This is a genomic window from Sandaracinaceae bacterium, from assembly GCA_016706685.1.
In the GTDB taxonomy this organism is placed as follows: domain Bacteria; phylum Myxococcota_A; class Polyangia; order Polyangiales; family Houyiibacteriaceae; genus JADJJE01.
Genome location: JADJJE010000016.1, coordinates 1 through 16610, shown reverse-complemented (window position 1 = coordinate 16610; position 16610 = coordinate 1). Strand labels below are relative to the sequence as shown.

Genomic DNA, 16610 nt, shown 5'->3' with positions numbered 1-16610 from the left:
GGTGAGCGTCATGGCGGCACCACGGCGAACGAGCGCAGCCCGTCACCCTCTCGCGGGGGCGGCGCTGGCGTTCGTCGCGTGCGTGCTGCAGGCGCCTGCCGCGGCACACGCCCAACGCGTGACCGTGGTGACCACCACCAGCGCAGCGCAGGTGGAAGCGGGCACCGACTTCTCGCTGCAGGTGCGCGCCGACTGCGACGGCTGCCAAATCCAGAACCTCGAGCTGCCCGCGCTGCGTGAATTCGACGTGCTCGGCCGCTCGGTCAGCCAGCCCATGCAGTTCCAAATGGGCGGTGGGGCCACGCAGGTGCAAGCCGCTGTCATCCACAACCTGCGGCTGCGCGCGCGTCAACCCGGGCGCGTGCGCATCGAGCCTGCGGTGGCCCTCGTGAACGGGCAGCGGCACGCCGGCAACGCCGTGGATCTGCAGGTGCTCCCGGGAGGGCAGGGTGGTGGCGTCGCCGGTGGCCAGTCGCCCTATGGCCAGCAGCTGCCCGTGCCGGGCGCGCCCACCGCCACTGGCCCGCTGGACGGCGCCAACCTCGACAGCGTGGCCTTCCTGCGCACGGTGGTGGAGCCGTCCGACCCGGTCGTCGGCCAGCAGGTCACGGTCACCCTCCTGTTCTACACGCGCGTCTCGGCGCGCAACCTCCAGCCCGAGCGTGAGATCTCCACCGACGGGTTCTGGGTGCACGACCTGATCGGCCCTGCCAGCCCACCGCCCAGCTCGCGACGCGAGATCGTGTCGGGCGTTCCGTACGACGTGCACGTGATCCGGCACTTCGCGGCGTTTCCGCTCGAGTCTGGTGACTTGGTGCTGGGCGCGCCACGCATGACCATCCACACGGGGGGCGGCTTCATGTTCGGGCCGCGCCCGGAGCAGCTGGTGCGCGAGGGCGTGCCCGTCACCGTGCACGTGCGGCCGCTGCCCACACCCGTTCCCCGAGGGGCCGTCGTGGGGCGCTACACCCTCCGCGCCCAGCTGGACCGCGACACGGTGCGAACGGGCGACGCCGTGACGCTCACGGCGGTGCTCGAGGGCGAGGGCAACCTGCGCGACGTGCAGCTGGCCCTGGCCGACATCCCGGGGCTGCGTGTGCATACACCCCGCCGCGAGGACGACATCCGCGCGCTGGGGGTCCGAGTGGGCGGCACGTTGCGCCTCGAGTGGCTGCTGGTCGCCGAGCAGCCCGGCACCTACACGCTCCCGCCGCTGACGCTGTCGGTCTTCGACCCGTACGCCGACCGCTACGAGACGCTGACCTCCGCGCCGTTGACGCTCACGGTGGCGGGGGCGCCGCTCGCGCCCGCTACCCCCGACGCGGGCGTGGGTGCCGCGGACTCGGTGCCGCCGAACGTGGCGCCGGCGGCACCCATTGGCGAGATCCGCACGCGCAGTGAGCTCTTGCGGGCCCAGGTGCCGCTCAGCAGCCACCCTGCGTATTGGGTGGTGCTGTTCGGCATGCCCACCTTGTTGCTGCTCGGCTGGGGTGTGTTGGCGCAGCGCGCGCGCCGCCAGCAGCGCGACCAGCGCGCCGACAAGCTCGCCGCCGGGCTGGTGCGCGACCGGCTGGAAGCGGCCAAGCGCGCGGTCAAGGCCGCGGACGTGGCCACCTTCTACACGTCGGTGGCGGCCGCCCTGCGCGCGGCGCTCGAGGGGCGCCTGGGCGAGCCCGTCGGCAGCCTGACGCACGCGCAACTGGGGGAGCGGCTGGTGCGCGCCGGCATGAGCGCCGACCTCCGCAAGCGCCTGGTGGAAGAGCTCGAAGGCTGTGACTTTGCGCGGTTCAGCGCAGAAGCGGGCAGCGACTCCGAGATGGAGCGTTGCCTGCAGCGCGTTCGCGCCATGGTGCAGCGCATCGAGCGCTTCAGCCCCGGTGGGGCCGACTCCGAAGGGGAGGGCACATGAGGCAGGCTTCCCGCTCGCGTGGTCTGACGCTGACCCTCGCGCTGGTGTTGGGCGTTGCGCTGCATGGGCTGGCGTGGCGTGCAGCGGCCCAAGATGCGCCACCGCCACCAGCGGGTGCCGCAGGCGACACTGCGCCCGCCACCCGGGCTGCCACCCTCCCAGGTACAGTGGAGGCGCTCTTCCGCCGCGCCAATGAGCTGGCCTTCGCGGGAAACCATGCCGCCGCTCTCGAGGTGTACGGCGCGCTCGGCGATGTGGGCATCGTGGATCCGGACGTGGAGCAGAACATCGCGGTCTGCCACGCGCGCCTCGGCGACCTTCCGCGCGCCATCTTCCACTTCGAGCGTGCGTTGCTGCTGCGCCCTGGCGACGAAGGCGTGGAGACGGCGCTGGCGGCCGCCGAAGACGCGCTCGCACGGGCCCGTGCCGATGAAGAAGGTGAGGCCGAGCTGGCGCGCGATACGCACTTCGCGCGGTCGCTCGTACGTGGCGTGAGTGAGCGAGGTCTCGCCATCAGCCTGCTGCTCGCCATGGCGCTGCTGTGCGCCGCTGCGGTCGCGCGGCGCCGGACCCACAGCGAGGCCCCACGGCTGGGGCTCACCCTGCTGGCGCTCTTCCTTGCGGTGTTCGTGGGCGTGAGCGCCTCGGGTTTGGTGGCCAAGCAGGGCTGGCTCCGCCAGGGCACCCCGGCCGTCATCCTCACCGACCCGGTTCAGCTGCACCAGTCGCCGGACAGCCGCAGCCCGGTGCTGGCCACGCCGGCACGCGGCGGCGAGCGCGGAACGGTGCTGGACGAGTACGAGGGCTTCGTGCGCGTGCGCCTCGGGGCTCGCCAGGGCTGGGCACGCGCGGATCACGTGGGGCGCCTGCGCTGACATCCAGGTCCATTGTCGAGCCCCCTTACGGCCGCTCGACAAAACGGATTCTGTGAAACATGTTCCAGCGCTGGATTTTTCTGTGTGCTTTGCGCTACACTCGATTGTGCAATAACCACACACTTAAAAGAACCAACCCACACATCCCCCTGGGAGGCCCCCATGAAAAAGATTCTGTTGGTGGAAGACGATGCCCTGAGCTCCATGGTGCTCGGCGACTTCCTCGAAGCTCATGGATACGATGTCTCCTTCGCCAAGAACGGCGTGGATGCGCTGACGGAGTTCGAGCGCGTGTCGCCCGACGCCATGTTGGTGGACGTGATGCTCCCGAAGCGCAGCGGCTTCGAGGTGTGCTTCGAGGTCAAGCGCACGGAGAAGGGGCGCAACATGCCCGTCATGCTCATGAGCGCCGTGTACCGTGACGAGGACCACGCGCGGAAGTACGCCCGCGAGGACCTGCGCGCGCAGGCCTACCTCGTGAAGCTCTTCGACATGAAGGCCATGCTCACGGAGCTCGAGACGCTGCTCACCCCCGCTGCGTGAGCGCGTGATGCGCTACCCGGCGTTCCTGGCAGAGGTCGGCCTCCCGGAGAACCGCAGCAAGCTGTGGTTCAGCGTGCGCTCCGGGCTCGGCATCGTCGTCGCGTTCGCGGCTTTCGCGGCGTTTGCCATGGGGAGTGGCGTGGTCGCCGCGACGCCCATCGTGTGGCTCCCCATCCTGCTCAAGCTCGGCACGAACACGCTGGCGTGGTGGTCGCTCAAGGCGGACCGCTGGGTCATCGAGGCAGCCAGCCTGAACGTGACGATGGACACCGTGGCGCTCACGTTCGCCATCTACTTGTCCGGGGGTCTCGAGAGTCCGCTCTTCGCCGTCTATGCCATCGAGCTGACCGTTGTCGCGCTGCTCTCCAACGTGGGCGTCACGGTCGTCATCATGGGCCTGGCCATGCTGATGCACACGACGATGGCGTGCCTGATCTACGCCGGGCTCGTGCCCGTGTTTCCGCCCCCTGCGTTCGGTCCGAGCGAGCTGACGCCGGTGCACCTCGCGGTGGTCCTGGTGGCCTTCGCGGTGGTCCTGGGGCTGCCCACCATGTTCACCGCGTCCATCCTCGCGGACCTGAAGCGCAAGTCGCGCGCGCTCGAGCAGCGCACCCGCGACCTCGAAGCAGCCAGCCAGTCGAAGGCGCGCTTCATCGCGAACCTCACGCACGAGCTGCGCACCCCCATCCACGGCATCTCCGGGTTGGCCGACTTGCTGGAGGCCGGCATCTACGGGCCGGTCACCGACCGGCAGCGCAAGGCACACACCGAGGTGAAGCGCAGCGCGCGCTCTCTCTTGGCGCTGGTGGACGGACTCTTGTCCCTGGCCAAGAGCGAGGACGGGCGCATCACGCCCAAGCTCGAGCCCGTGGACATCCGTGCCCACATCGAGGAGACGGTCGAGCACGTGCGCGCCATGGTGGGCACCAGCGCGCTGCCCATCGAGGTGGACGTGGCGCCGGGCGTCGGGACCATCGTCACCGACGGCGCCATGCTCGGCCACGTGGTCATGAACCTGGTGGCCAACGCGGTGAAGTTCACGCCAGACGGTGGCCGCGTGTTGGTGCGCGTGCGCCGGGACAGCCGCGGGGACGCGGTCATGATCGAGGTGGAGGACACCGGCGTGGGCATCGCCGATGCCGACCGCGAGCGCATCTTCGAACCGTTCCAGCAGGTGCACGACGGCTCGTTCGTGCGCGAGCACGGGGGCGTGGGGCTGGGCCTCGCCCTGGTGCGCCAGCTCGTCAACGCGGTGGGCGGCACCATCGAGGTCTCGAGCCAAGTGGGCAAGGGGTCCGTGTTCCGCGTGCGCGTTCCCAGCGTGCGCGAGGCCGCCGCGTTCTCCGCCTGACGGGCGTCGCCTGTCGCGCCGATGCTAGCTCCTCGCCGCCACCGCCATCATCAGATTGAGCGCGAGCGCGTCTACGGTCGCGGTGTCCACTGTCTTGGGGAGCTGCGTCGTGAGTGCCGCGCGCTCCATGTCACTGGTCAAACGCTCGGCTTCGGCCAGGAGTTCTTCGAACGAGAGTGCCCCGTCCCGGATGGCGCACAGCGCCTCGGCGTCTTCGCGACGCACGCGTAGATCACCGTGCGTCAGCGCCTCGATTCCCATGCGCATCAGCCGCACCAGGTGCATGGCGTGCTTGGTGTCGTAGCCGTGGGCGCGCTCGAGCGCCGCGCGGGCGGGGTTGCGCCGCTCCGCCCACGTCACGAACGAGGTCCAGCGGCGCTGCGCCGCCCGGTATTGCTGGTGGGCCTGGCGCGCCGCAGCGGGGTCCTCGGGAAAGCCGAAGTCCTCCCGCCTCGGCGGGCCAGCGGGCGGATCCCGCAACCAGGCGCGGTGTCCTTCGATGCGCTTCAGCTGCGCCTGCGCGTAACCCAGGAAGGTCTGCTGCACCTGCTGCGTGAGGAATACGTGGCGCTTTGCGTGCAGGGCGTGCCACGCCGGCGTGGCCAGCAGCCAGTCGGCTTCGTCTGCGAACAGCAGCTCGAGGGCGCCTGGGTTCGCCGTAGCGCACAGGGTCAGGAACTTGGCCACGTCGTAGATCACGCACTCGAGCTTCACGTGGAGCCCGCGCGACGCGCTCTCGTGCGCGCGGAGGCGCTCGATGACCTGCTGCTCGAGCACGGTGTCCAGCGGGCCTTCGTGCTGCTCGAAGCGCGTGAACAGCGAGAGGCGCACGTCCAGCGGCGCCACGCAGACCCCGCGCAGATCCACGTCCGAGCCCTCGCGCGCCGTGCCGTGCGCCTGACTGCCGGCCAGCGTCAGGAAGATGGTGTGGTGGCCCAGGTCGCGCATCAGGGGGTCTCGCCGCGCGCGGCGCGCATGCGCAGGTCCACCACGAAGTCGTCGAGGGCCGGAACGCTCGTGGGTTGCTCGGGCAAGTGGCTCGCGGCGTGCGCGGCGTGCAGCTGTTCTTCGAGGGCGTCCAGCAGGCGGCTGTGCTCGGCCAGCTCGCGGTCGTCCAGCCGCATCTTCTCGGCGCCCGTGCGCTTGCGCGCCATGAGCTCGTCCACCACCGGGCTCCGGAAGCGCTCGTTCAGCGCGGGCAGGTTGGCCACCACCTCACCCGTCTGCATCAGGTGGATGCCCGTGAGCAGCACGCGATACGCATACAGCAGGTGCTTCACCGTGGGCTCGGGCTCGGCCAGCCGCTTTCGGCGCCCGCTCGCGAACCCGAAGTAGTGCCTCGCGGTGGGCCGCGTGATGCAGCCCTTCCCCAGCTCGCGCAGCACCTCGAACGCGGGCGTCGTGATCACCACCAGCGGGGAGTACAGCTGCTCCAGCACGTAGCCGTTGTGGTTGGTCATCAGACGAGCAAACTTCCGGACGTCGTGCGCGACCCAGTCCAGGTCGATGATGGTCTGGTCCGCGATCGTGATCGTCTCCGACGGCGGGTGCAGCCCCAGCATGGCAGCCGCCGGCCGCAGGAACGCCCCGCGCAGGTCCACATCGCTGTCCGGCGAGGCGAAGCCGTAGAGGTGCGCGCCGCTGATCGTGGCGAAGACGGGTGTAGGGCCCTGCTGCGCGACCGACCTCAAGTGGGCCACGTCGAGCATCGCGAGCACCTCGTCGAGTTCCTCCAACTTCATACGCGCAGCTTAGCGCGTGGAACATAGAACGTGCGTTCGGCGCGCCAGTTGCATACGTGGTTGACTTCGACCCATCGAACACGGAACATCGGCGCCTTAGAGGAACGCCTGTGACCACTGCCCCTGCAATCAAGATCCTGGTAGCCGACGACGACCCGGAGCTGCTCAATCTCATCTCCTCCCACGCCCGCAGCATCGAGGGCGCCGAGGTGATCGAGGCGTCCGATGGCGAAGAGGCCCTGCGCCTCGCCCGGAGCGAGCGCCCCGCGCTGGTGCTCCTGGACGTCATGATGCCGGGAATGAGTGGCTGGGAGGTGTGCCGCGCCATCCGTGAAGAAGAGGGCCTACGCAGCGCGAAGGTCATCATGCTCACCGGCATCGGCGAGCGCCTCAACGAGATGACCAGCCCGCTCTACGGGGCGGACGCCTACCTGGACAAGCCCTTCGACCTCGACGACCTCAGCGATCGCATCGAGGATCTGGTGGGTCGCCGCCCCCAGGGCTGACCGTGCTGGCTCGAGGCGAACGTGGCGCGGCGTTGATGTCGCCTGGCGCGCGTGCTAGCTCGGCAGCGATGTTTTCAGCTCTCCGCCGCGCGCGCAGCCTCTCCCGTGCGCCCTCCCCATGGGCACTGGCCCGGGTGCTCCCCGCGTGGGGGCTGGTGCTGGCTCTCGCTCTCGGGGCTGCTGGCTGTGGTGAAGGCTGCTCCGGCAGTGACGAGCCGGCGGCGACCACCGCCACCACGTCCACCGAGGCCCAGGACCCGAACGCCAACGGGCTGACCAACGGGCTCACGCCCGAGCAGGCGGCCCTGGTGCTGGCCCGTGTGGGGTCTCGCGAGATCACCGCCGGTGAGCTGGCCGAGCGCCTGGCCGCGGAGGGGCGCTACACCCAAGCGCGCTTCGCCAGCCCCGAGCGGCGCCGCGAGTACCTCGACAAGATGATCGAGCTGGCCCTCCTGGCGGCCGAGGCCGAGCGCCTGGGCTACCAGAACGACCCTCTCGTGGTGCAGGCCCGCGAACAGGCCATGCGCGAAGAGATGCTGCGCGAGCTGGTGGACGCGCGCGTGCAGCGCGACGACGTCACGGACGAGGCCATCGCGGCCTACTACCAAGAGCACAACGCCGAGTACAACCAGCCGGCCCAGGTGCGCGCGCTCCACATCGTGGTCCGCACGCGCGCCGAGGCGCAGCGCTACCTGCAGCAGGTGCGTGGCCAAGCGGACATCGCCCCGTTCCGTGAGCTGGCGGCGGCGCACAACATCGACGACACGCGCGAGCGCGGCGGTGACCTGCTCTTCTTCGGGCTGGAGGGCGAGGGCCCGCCGCAGCCCGTGCGCGAGGCGGCGTTCGCGCTGGCGCGCATCGGCGACGTGCACCCCGAGGTCATTCAGACGCCTGTTGGCTTCCACATCGTGCGGCTCACGGGCCGGAGGGCAGCGCTCGTGCGCTCGCTCGAAGACGTGGAGGGCCCCATCCGCAACGCCATCTGGGCCGCCCAGCGCGAAGAAGCGCGTCAGCGCCTGCTGGACGAGCTGCGGGGCGACGCCCAGATCGAAGAGCACCTGGACGTGCTCGACAGCCTGGAATTCAACCCCCCGAGCGAGCCCGCTGAGGGCGCTCCGGCCCAGGCGCCTGCCCAGCCGGACACGGAGGCTCCATGAGCAACACGAACGACATGGCGCCACCGCAGCGCACCTCCGCGCTGGTCCCACGCAAGCGCGGCCTGCGCCTCGTCACGGCGCTGCTGCTGGCCGGCCTCGCGGCGGGCCTCTCTGCGCTCCCGGCGGAAGCCGACGTCATCGAGCAGGTGGCGGCGGTGGTCAACGACGAGGCCATCTGGCTCAGTGAGGTGCGGCGCCGCGCGGCGCCCTTCGTCCCACAGATCATGGCCGCCGATAGCCAGGCCGAGCGCGTGGCCCTGCGCGAGCGGCTCTACACCGAGATCCTCGACCGGTTGATCGACGAAGAGCTCATCCGCCAGGCGGCCACCCGCATGAGCCTGCGCGTCTCCACCGAGGACGTGGAGCGTGCCATCGCCAACGTTCGCCGCCAGAACAACCTGGGCGAGCCCGAATTCTGGGATGCCGTGCGCGAGCAGGGCTTCACCCCCGCGCAGTACCGCGACGACCTGCGCCGTCAGCTGCTGCGCCTGAAGGTGCTCAACCAGCGCGCCCGTGGCCGCGTGAACATCACCGAAGACGTGCGTGCGCGCTACGACGAAGAGGTGCGGCGCACCAACCGGGCCCTGCGCTTCCGGGCGTCGCACGTGTTCGTGGAGCTGCCGGCGGGCAGCAACGCTTCGGAGGTGGCCGCCACGCGCCTCCGCGCCGAGGAGCTCCAGGCTCGCCTCACCGCCAGCAACTTCCAGGCGGCCATCGCCGAGGTGGGCGGCGGCGAGCTGGGCTGGCTGCGTCAGGGCGACCTGCCCCAGGAGCTGGAAGAGCAGCTCATGACGCTGGAGGAGGGCCAGGTCAGCGGCGTGGTGCGGGGCCCCGGAGGCTTCCACGTGTTCCTGCTGCACGAGCGCGAGCAGAGCGAGGGTGACGTCCCGCCATACGATGAAGTGCGGGAGTACATCTTCCGGCAGATGCTCGACGTGGCCATGGCCCGCCAAGAGGAGCTGTTCCTCACCGAGCTGCGCCGGGGAGCCATGATCGAGCGACGCATCTGATGGAAGCGCCCGACCGCCAGCGGGTCGGGGTCGCGCTCTTCCTCAGCGTGGCGCTCGCGGTGGCCGCCGGGGTCCTCGACTTCGGTGCCCCCGCCTTCGAGCACCAGGCGGAGGTCACGCTCTACGGCTTCGAGGACGCCATCGAGTCGGAGGAGGGCCCTGCGCGGGCTGTCTCCCACGGTGAGCCGTTCACGGTTTTGACCTCTTCCGCCATCGAAGTGGAGCTCAGCCGCGAGCGCCCGGTGGGCTGGTCTGGTGTGCTGGTTGGCCTCGTTCCGCAGGGGGACAGCGACGCCGACGTGCGAGACGTGCCCCTCGAGCTGCTGGACGGCGAGCAGGTGGCCCACGCCCACTTCAGCGCCGTGGCCCCCGCCACGTACCGGCTGCGCATCGAGGGCGCCGTGGACGGCCCCTCGGAGTCCGAGCAGGTGCAGGTGCGCATCACGGGCGGCCGCCGCACCCCCTGGCCCCTCTTGCTGGCGGGCCTGCTGGTCTGGGCCCCCGCGCTCTTTGCCCTCGCCCGCCGATCCGTGATAGCAAGGGCTCACCCCGAGAGGAATGGAACATGACCGGTAACCTCGACACGTTCGTCAACGCCATCATCGCTTCGGTGGTGTTCAGCATCATCGGCATGGTGTTCTTCGGTGTCGCCTTCTTCATCATCAACAAAGTGGCGCCGTTCTCCATCCGCAAAGAGATCGAAGAAGACCAGAACACGGCGCTCGGCATCGTGATCGGCTCGGTCATCATCGGTGTCGCGATGATCGTCTCCGCTGCGCTGCATGGCTGAGCCCGGGGCCGACCAAGCCACCGCGCCATCGCCTCTTCGTACTCCGCTCCTCTTCGTGACGGTCATGATCGTCGCGACGTCGGGCCTCGTCTACGAGCTGCTGGCGGGGGCGTACTCGAGCTACGTGCTGGGCGACTCCGTTCGGCAGTTCAGCACCACCATCGGCGTCTACCTGTTCGCCATGGGCATCGGCTCCTTCCTCTCACGCTACGTGAAGGGGAACGTGGGTCAGCGCTTCGTGGAGGTGGAGCTCTCGGCGGCGCTCGTGGGTGGCGCGTCGGTGCCCATGCTGCAGCTGGGGGCGGCCTACACCGACGCCTTCCCGGTGCTGCTCTACGGGCTCATCCTGGCCATCGGCACGCTGGTGGGCCTCGAGATCCCGCTGCTCATGCGCATCCTCAAGGAGGAGCTCGAGTTCGAGGAGCTGGTCGCTCGCGTCCTGACCTTCGACTACATCGGCGCGCTCTTCGGCTCCATCCTGTTCGCCATCGTCTTCGTGCCCAACCTGGGCTTGATGCGCACGTCGCTGTTCTTCGGGCTGCTCAACTGCGCCGTGGCGGTCATGGCCACCACGCTGCTGGCCGGGCTCATCCCTGCTGGCGTGCGCGCGCGCCTGCGCATCACGGCGCTGCTGCTGGCGCTCGGGCTCGGCACCACCTTCGTGTATGCCGACGCCATCGTGGACTACACGGAGCAGGCGCTCTATCCGAACCCCATCGTGCACGCGCAGCAGTCGCGCTATCAGCGCATCGTCATGACGCGCGGCTTGCGGGGTACGCAGCTGTTCCTGGACGGCAACCTGCAGTTCAGCTCCAACGACGAGTACCGCTACCACGAGTCGCTGGTGCACCCTGCGTTCGCCGCGGCAGAGCGCCACGAGCGCGTGCTGGTGCTGGGCGGCGGTGACGGCCTCGCGGTGCGCGAGGTGCTGAAGTACGACGGCGTGCGCGAGGTGGTGCTGGTGGACCTAGACCCGGCCATGACGCGCCTCGCGCTCACCGACCCGTTCCTGCGCGAGCTCAACGGCAACAGCCTGGCCGACCCGCGCGTGACCGTGGTGAACGACGACGCCATGGTGTGGCTGGACGAGCGCGTGCGCGAGCACCCCACGGGCACACCCGAGGCGTTCGACGTGGTGCTGGTGGACTTCCCCGACCCCAACAACTTCAGCTTGGGCAAGCTCTACACGCGCAGCTTCTACCACATTCTGCAGACGGCCATGGCGGACCACAGCGCGGTGGTGGTGCAGAGCACGTCGCCGCTCTACGCGCGTCAGAGCTTCTGGTGCATCGAGGCCACCATGCGCGAGTCCGGGTTCACCACCCACGCGTTCCACGCCACCGTGCCGTCCTTCGGCGAGTGGGGCTACGTGCTGGCGCGCCGTGTGCCGTTCGCGCCGCCGCGTGAGCCACTGCTGGGCAGCCTGCGCTACCTGGACGGTCCCACGTTGGCTTCGCTCTTCGTGTTCGGGCCCGACATGTCGCGGGTGCCCGTGGAGACCAACCGCCTCAACAACCAGATGCTGGTGCGCTACTACGAGCGCGAGTGGTCGAGGGTGGAGTGAGCACGACCAGCCGGCGAGAGGTCCTGCGGGCCCTGCTCGGCGCGCCGCTGCTGGGCCATGCGCTGGCCAGTGGCTTGCTCGAGGGCTGCGGGGGCAACGCCCCGCGTGCGCCCGTCCCGGGTGAGCTGCTCGGCCCCGATCTCGTCGCGGGTCATCGGCTGCGCGACGGCATCCGCGTGGAGGCGCTGGCGGGCGCGCCCGTGGAGCGCGTGCGGCTGGCCATCGTGGGAGGCGGCCCCGCGGGCCTGAGCGCAGCGTATCGCGCGAGCCAGACGCTCACCGAGGGCGTGGCGCTCTTCGAGCTGGAGCCCGTGCTGGGGGGCACCTCGCGCAGCGACGAGAGCCGCGTGACGCCCTATCCCTGGGGCGCGCACTACCTGCCGCTGCCCATGGCGCACAACGCAGACCTGCTTGCGCTGCTGCGCGAGATGGGCGCCCTCGAGCAGAACGCGGGCGACGGCGCCGTGAGCGGCGCCGAGCACCTGTTGGTGCGCGAGCCGGAGTCGCGCGTGTTCCACCAGGGCTACTGGGAGCGGGGTCTCTACCCGTATGCGGGCGCCAGCCCCGAGGACTTGGCCGAGCTCCAGCGCTTTCATCAACGCGTGGACTTCTACGTGCGCTTCCGAGACGCGCAGGGGCGCCGCGCCTTCGCCATCCCGTGCGCGCTGGCCACCGACGACGCCGAGATCCTGGCCCTCGACCGGCTGAGCGCCAGCGCCTGGCTCGCGCGCGAGGGCTTCCGCTCCGAGCGCCTGCGCTGGCTGGTGGACTACGCCTGCCGCGACGACTACGGGCTGCGCGCCGAGCAGGCCAGCGCGTGGGCCATGTTCTTCTACTGGGTGGCGCGCACCGAGGAGCCCGGCGAAGACACCATGGAGCTGCTGACGTGGCCCGAGGGCAACGGCGCGCTCGTGCAGCACATGGCGTCCCGCGCGCAGCGTGCCGGCGTGAGCCTCCGCCGTGGTCAGATGGCGGTGGAGGTGGTGCCCCGCCGGGTGGAGGGCGAGCCAGAGAGCGTGGAGCTCGGCATCCTGGACACCGGAAGTGGCGAGCTGCGCCGGGTCATCGCGGAGCGCTGCATCGTGGCCATGCCGCGCTTCGTGGCCAACCGCGTGGTGCGCGGCCTCCACGAGCGCGACACCGAGGTGCAGAGCCGCTTCACGTACGGCGCGTGGATGGTGGCCAACCTGCACGTGAGCGAGCGGCCGGCGTCGCGCGGCGTGGGCGAGTGCTGGGACAACGTGATCTACGACAGCCCGTCGCTCGGCTACATCAGCGCCACGCACCAGCGTGGCCGTGACCGCGGGCCCGGGGTGCTCACGCACTACTGGCCGCTCGCCACCGAAGACGCGGCCGAGGGGCGCCGGCAGCTCTTCGAGGCCGACTACGGCGTGTGGCGCGATGCGGTGCTGGCCGACCTGCGCCGCGCGCATCGGCAGCTGCCCGACGTGCTCACGCGCCTCGACGTGTTCCGCTGGGGCCACGCCATGGTGCAGCCCCGCGTCGGCATGATGGAGAGCCGCGCGCGCCGCGACGCCAAGCTGCCGCTCGGCGCCGTGCACTTCGCCCACAGCGACCTCTCGGGCCTGGCCATCTTCGAAGAGGCCTTCTTCCATGGGCTGCGCGCGGCTGACGAGGCTGTGGCAGCGCTCTCGCAGGGGGCCTGAGGTGACGGCCCCGCGTGCGGCAGTCTTCGGTGAGGCGCCCTGGCTGTTCGGGGCGCGCTTGGACCTGCTGCTCTTCGGTGGGAGCGCAGCGCTCTCCCTGGGGCTGTTGCTCCTGGGCTACGTGCTCGGCATCTCGAGCGGCGACTCGCCGGAGTGGGTCTGGCTCGTGCTCGTGCTCGGCGTGGACGTGGCGCACGTCTGGTCCACGCTCTACCGCGTGTATCTCGACCCCGCCGAGCTGCGTCGCCGCCCGCTGGTCTATGCGGGTGTGCCGCTCTGCTGCTACGCGGCCGGGGTCGCGCTGCACGCGTCGTCGTCCATGCTCTTCTGGCGCGCGCTGGCCTACCTCGCGCTGTTCCACTTCGTGCGGCAGCAAGCCGGATGGCTGAAGCTCTATCACCGCCGCCTGCCTCCTGGCCGCTGGGACGCGATGCTCGAGGTCACCACGCTCTACGCGTGCATGATCTACCCCGTGCTGCAGTGGCACGCGCACCTGCCCCGCCGGTTTGCGTGGTTCGTGCAGGGCGACTTCCTGACGGTGCCCAGCACGGCCATGATCGCGCTCGCCAGCGCCGCCGCGCCCGTCTACGGGGCCCTCCTGGTGGCGTTCGGTCTGCGCAGCGCCCAGCGCTTCATGCGGGGCGACGTGCACCCGGGCGTGGTGCTGCTGGTGCTCAGCACCGCCGCGTGTTGGGCCGCCGGCATCGTGCTCACCAACGCGGACTACGCGTTCACCGTGACCAACGTGCTGATCCACGGCATTCCCTATCTGGGCCTCACGCTGCTCTACGGCCAGGTGCGCGGCGCGCAGCTCCCTGGCAGCGTGCTCGGGCGCATCATGCGCGCCGGGCTGCCGGTGGCGTTGCTCCTGCTGCTGGGGCTCGCGTTCGCCGAGGAGTGGCTGTGGGACCGCTTCGTCTGGCAGGAGCGCGCGTGGCTCTTCGGCGAGGGCTCACCCGCCAGCAGCGCGGCCCTGGTGTGGCTGGTGCCGCTGCTCTCGCTGCCGCAGACCACGCACTACGCGCTCGACGGGCTGGTGTGGCGCAAGCACGGCAACCCCGAGCTGGGTGGGCTGCTCACGGGTCAGCCCCGCGTCCCCAGCCAGCCCGCGTGACGCCCCGTGTCAGGCCCGGGGCGCGCGCGCCTGGACGGTCTTGAACTGCGCCATGAACTCGCCCACCTGCTCGCCCACGTAGCGCACCAGCTCGGCGTCGTTGCGTGTGAAGCGCGGCTCGCCACGGCGGAACAGCTGCAGCATGCCGTACAGACGCCCCTGGCGCGCGATGGCCATGTAGATGGCGGCGCCCGTCTTCATGCCCGGCACACCTTCGGCCGCGTGCACGAAGCGCGCGTCGGCGGTCAGGTCGTGCACCCGCAGGGCCACGGCGGCGTCTTGCGCCGCGACACCCAAGAGGCCCGTGCCCGCGCGGGCCGCACGCCCGGCGATGCCGTCCACGCCCAGCACGCTGGCGGCGCGCAGCTCGTCCGTGTCGATGTCGTAGATGCTGGCGATGGTGACGTCCGTGGGCAGCAGCTCGGCCAGCAGGCGCACCGCGAACTCCAGCGCGTCGATGGGCCGCTCCAGGAAGAAGAGGTCCTGGCAGGCCTCGAACGCCGCGCTCAAGCGCTCGCTCTGGTCGAGGGCGGGCCCCGGGGCAACCGACAGCGGGCGGCCTGGCTGGGTGGCCAGCGGGTAGGCGACCACGGCGTCCCCGTGCCAGTCCTTCCAGTCCAGCGTCACGATGGGCGGCCGGGCCGGGTGTTCGTCCCAGGCGTGATCGAAGACGGCGATGGAGACGTACTTGCCGGTGGGGAAGGACTCGAGTTCGGCCTGCAGGGTCTCGAGTTCGCCGCGCGCCACCGCCTCCGCCTCGGTTTGGGTGAGCGTGGGCGGCACCACGAACACGCGCTCACGGTAGCGCAGCGGGTTCTGGTCGCTGGGCTCGGCGTCGCGCGAGAGCAGCAGCTCCACGTCCACTTCGGTCAAGATGGGATCGTCGTCCGGGTCGGACACTGGGGCAACCAACGGTGCCGCCGCCGGGGTGGGCGCCGCCGGGAGCGGTGCGTCCAAGAACGTGTCCGCCGTGGCCTGGTCGCCCACGAACACCTGCTTGGGCGAAGCCGGCAAGTCATCACCGGGCGTGTACGCCACGGTCATGGCCATCTTCTTCTTGGCGGACAGCGGCGCGGGCTCGGGCTCGGGCGCTGGGGCGGCCGCAGCCACGGGAGCGGCGGCGACCGGCTGCGGGCTGGGCTGCACCGGCGCAGGCTTGGTCGGCGCGAAGGCGGCAGCGCCCCCGAGCGCCGTGGCCACGTCTTCGGCGGGGATGTAGGCGATGGTCTTCGGGCGTGCCTTCTTGACCGGCGCGTCGGGGCTCGGGGCAGGCGCTGCGGCGGGGGCCGGGGCCGCATCGGCCGGGAACAGGCGGTACGTCTTGCGCTCGCGCGCGTCGTGGATGGTGACGGCGCCGCCCGATTCGTGGCGCAGGTTCGCGCCGGGGGGCAGGCCTCCGCTCTCGCCGAGCGCGGCGCGGCCGGCCTTGAGCGCGGTCATCCAGTTTGCCGCGTCGACCGTGGCCTCTGCCTTCGCCTCGTCGCTCCCAAGCGCCGAGACCTCGATTCGCCATCGTTTGCTCATCGCGCCGGAGCTTACCAGGGGATTCCGGACTCCGCATTCATCGTTCCGGCCCTCGTGTGCAGAATTCGTCGGCTGGTCAGCGCTGCGGGTGCGCCGCTAACGCCCCTCTGTTTCATCCGCATTGCGCGCGCGTACATTTCATCTACGCTCGGCGAGGAAACATCGGAAACACCATGTGGATACTTGTCGTTGGCCCCGAGGGCCTGCTCGAGCGTGAAGATGGCGCGGTCAATGTCCTCCGCGACCTGGGCTGCAACGTGCGGATCGCCACCCTGTGGGACTCCCTATCGGAGCCCGAGATGGTGGACGATCCCCCCGCGGTCGTGGTGGTCGAGGCCATCGATCAAGTGGACGCTGCCCGCGCTGCGCTGATGCGCTTGCGTGCCGCGCCAGCCCTGGCCGAGGTCCCGGTGCTGGCCGCCGTCACCGTGCGGGGCCTCTCACGCCTCGACCCGAGCGATGGCTTCGACGACTTCGCCTTGGTTCCGTACGTGGCGCCCGAGCTCTACTTGCGCATCCGCCGCGCCGAGTGGCGTCGCAGCGACTTCAACGCGCCCGAGCGTCTCAAGATGGGGCCGCTCTGCATCGACCTGGCGGCCCACGAGGTCACCGTGGACAGCCGCCCGGTGCAGCTCACCCAGCAGGAGTTCGCGCTGCTGCGCTTCCTCTGCCAGAACCGCGGCCGCGTATACTCGCGCCAGCAGCTCCTGGAGCGCGTCTGGGGTGTGGACTACTACGGCACCAGCCGCACGGTGGACATCCACGTCCGCCGCTTGCGCATGAAGCTGGGCTCTGCGGTGGACGGCCTCGAGACGGTCCGCGGCGTGGGCTACAAGATCAAGACGCCGTGACGCACGC

Annotated in this window: 16 protein-coding genes; 13 read left to right on the top strand and 3 right to left on the bottom strand. The window is 70.5% G+C overall.

The genetic code is table 11. The features are described from left to right. The first annotated feature begins 1 nt into the window (after window position 1). The 4 genes from IPI43_20160 (at window position 2) to IPI43_20145 (ending at window position 4678) form a co-directional block, all read left to right on the top strand. A complete protein-coding gene (locus tag IPI43_20160; protein ID MBK7776418.1) occupies window positions 2–1909 on the top strand; it encodes a protein BatD in 1908 nt (635 codons plus the stop codon). Continuing rightward, window positions 1906–2784 (top strand): tetratricopeptide repeat protein, encoded by an 879-nt coding sequence (locus IPI43_20155; protein MBK7776417.1) that lies wholly within the window; start codon window positions 1906–1908, stop codon window positions 2782–2784. Before IPI43_20160 ends, IPI43_20155 begins: the two co-directional genes overlap by 4 nt. A 162-nt stretch (window positions 2785–2946) precedes the next feature. Next, entirely contained in the window at window positions 2947–3327 is a 381-nt protein-coding gene (locus IPI43_20150) for a response regulator (GenBank protein MBK7776416.1), read from the top strand. Between the two features lie 4 nt (window positions 3328–3331). Continuing rightward, window positions 3332–4678, top strand: a complete 1347-nt coding sequence (locus IPI43_20145; GenBank protein ID MBK7776415.1) for a HAMP domain-containing histidine kinase — start codon at window positions 3332–3334, stop codon at window positions 4676–4678. Between the two features lie 24 nt (window positions 4679–4702). On the opposite strand, the gene IPI43_20140 is transcribed toward IPI43_20145, so the two are convergent. Together IPI43_20140 and IPI43_20135 are read right to left on the bottom strand one after the other, a co-directional pair. Next, entirely contained in the window at window positions 4703–5626 is a 924-nt protein-coding gene (locus IPI43_20140; protein MBK7776414.1) for a nucleotidyltransferase domain-containing protein, read from the bottom strand. Next, on the bottom strand, window positions 5626–6387 hold the full coding sequence (locus tag IPI43_20135) for a nucleotidyltransferase domain-containing protein (GenBank protein MBK7776413.1): 762 nt from the start codon (window positions 6385–6387) through the stop codon (window positions 5626–5628). Before IPI43_20135 ends, IPI43_20140 begins: the two co-directional genes overlap by 1 nt. 143 nt (window positions 6388–6530) lie before the next feature. Here IPI43_20135 and IPI43_20130 point away from each other — a divergent pair, with 143 nt between their 5' ends. The 8 genes from IPI43_20130 (at window position 6531) to IPI43_20095 (ending at window position 14228) form a co-directional block, all read left to right on the top strand. Further along, window positions 6531–6926, top strand: a complete 396-nt coding sequence (locus tag IPI43_20130; GenBank protein MBK7776412.1) for a response regulator — start codon at window positions 6531–6533, stop codon at window positions 6924–6926. A gap of 68 nt (window positions 6927–6994) precedes the next feature. Next, window positions 6995–8083 carry a peptidylprolyl isomerase gene (locus tag IPI43_20125; GenBank protein MBK7776411.1) on the top strand — a complete coding sequence of 363 codons (1089 nt, stop codon included), beginning with the start codon at window positions 6995–6997 and terminating at the stop codon, window positions 8081–8083. Next, window positions 8080–9093, top strand: coding sequence for a SurA N-terminal domain-containing protein (locus IPI43_20120; protein MBK7776410.1), 1014 nt, complete (start codon window positions 8080–8082; stop codon window positions 9091–9093). The genes IPI43_20125 and IPI43_20120 overlap by 4 nt, the downstream gene beginning before the upstream one ends. Further along, entirely contained in the window at window positions 9093–9662 is a 570-nt protein-coding gene (locus IPI43_20115) for a hypothetical protein (protein MBK7776409.1), read from the top strand. The genes IPI43_20120 and IPI43_20115 overlap by 1 nt, the downstream gene beginning before the upstream one ends. Beyond that, window positions 9659–9883 carry a DUF350 domain-containing protein gene (locus IPI43_20110; protein MBK7776408.1) on the top strand — a complete coding sequence of 75 codons (225 nt, stop codon included), beginning with the start codon at window positions 9659–9661 and terminating at the stop codon, window positions 9881–9883. Before IPI43_20115 ends, IPI43_20110 begins: the two co-directional genes overlap by 4 nt. Continuing rightward, on the top strand, window positions 9876–11447 hold the full coding sequence (locus IPI43_20105; GenBank protein ID MBK7776407.1) for a polyamine aminopropyltransferase: 1572 nt from the start codon (window positions 9876–9878) through the stop codon (window positions 11445–11447). The genes IPI43_20110 and IPI43_20105 overlap by 8 nt, the downstream gene beginning before the upstream one ends. After that, window positions 11444–13114, top strand: a complete 1671-nt coding sequence (locus tag IPI43_20100) for an NAD(P)-binding protein (protein MBK7776406.1) — start codon at window positions 11444–11446, stop codon at window positions 13112–13114. The genes IPI43_20105 and IPI43_20100 overlap by 4 nt, the downstream gene beginning before the upstream one ends. 1 nt (window position 13115) lies before the next feature. Further along, window positions 13116–14228: a hypothetical protein gene (locus IPI43_20095; GenBank protein ID MBK7776405.1), complete on the top strand. Its 1113-nt coding sequence runs from the start codon at window positions 13116–13118 to the stop codon at window positions 14226–14228. Window positions 14229–14237: 9 nt separating this feature from the next. Here the strand turns inward: IPI43_20095 and IPI43_20090 are convergent, their stop codons facing one another. Further along, on the bottom strand, window positions 14238–15752 hold the full coding sequence (locus IPI43_20090) for a GAF domain-containing protein (protein ID MBK7776404.1): 1515 nt from the start codon (window positions 15750–15752) through the stop codon (window positions 14238–14240). A gap of 173 nt (window positions 15753–15925) precedes the next feature. Here IPI43_20090 and IPI43_20085 point away from each other — a divergent pair, with 173 nt between their 5' ends. Then, the gene (locus IPI43_20085; protein ID MBK7776403.1) at window positions 15926–16603 is read left to right on the top strand and encodes a response regulator transcription factor; all 678 of its coding nucleotides are present in this window, start codon (window positions 15926–15928) and stop codon (window positions 16601–16603) included. The last annotated feature ends 7 nt before the right edge of the window (window positions 16604–16610 follow it).

What these genes read in the sequence shown, in the direction of transcription:
- IPI43_20105 (MBK7776407.1), top strand. Translation starts at nt 9,876, where the DNA reads ATGGCTGAGCCCGGGGCCGACCAAGCCACCGCGCCATCGCCTCTTCGT.
- IPI43_20140 (MBK7776414.1), bottom strand. Translation starts at nt 5,626, where the DNA reads ATGCGCGACCTGGGCCACCACACCATCTTCCTGACGCTGGCCGGCAGT.
- IPI43_20085 (MBK7776403.1), top strand. Translation starts at nt 15,926, where the DNA reads ATGTGGATACTTGTCGTTGGCCCCGAGGGCCTGCTCGAGCGTGAAGAT.
- IPI43_20125 (MBK7776411.1), top strand. Translation starts at nt 6,995, where the DNA reads ATGTTTTCAGCTCTCCGCCGCGCGCGCAGCCTCTCCCGTGCGCCCTCC.
- IPI43_20135 (MBK7776413.1), bottom strand. Translation starts at nt 6,387, where the DNA reads ATGCTCGACGTGGCCCACTTGAGGTCGGTCGCGCAGCAGGGCCCTACA.
- IPI43_20155 (MBK7776417.1), top strand. Translation starts at nt 1,906, where the DNA reads ATGAGGCAGGCTTCCCGCTCGCGTGGTCTGACGCTGACCCTCGCGCTG.
- IPI43_20110 (MBK7776408.1), top strand. Translation starts at nt 9,659, where the DNA reads ATGACCGGTAACCTCGACACGTTCGTCAACGCCATCATCGCTTCGGTG.
- IPI43_20150 (MBK7776416.1), top strand. Translation starts at nt 2,947, where the DNA reads ATGAAAAAGATTCTGTTGGTGGAAGACGATGCCCTGAGCTCCATGGTG.
- IPI43_20090 (MBK7776404.1), bottom strand. Translation starts at nt 15,752, where the DNA reads ATGAGCAAACGATGGCGAATCGAGGTCTCGGCGCTTGGGAGCGACGAG.
- IPI43_20120 (MBK7776410.1), top strand. Translation starts at nt 8,080, where the DNA reads ATGAGCAACACGAACGACATGGCGCCACCGCAGCGCACCTCCGCGCTG.
- IPI43_20115 (MBK7776409.1), top strand. Translation starts at nt 9,093, where the DNA reads ATGGAAGCGCCCGACCGCCAGCGGGTCGGGGTCGCGCTCTTCCTCAGC.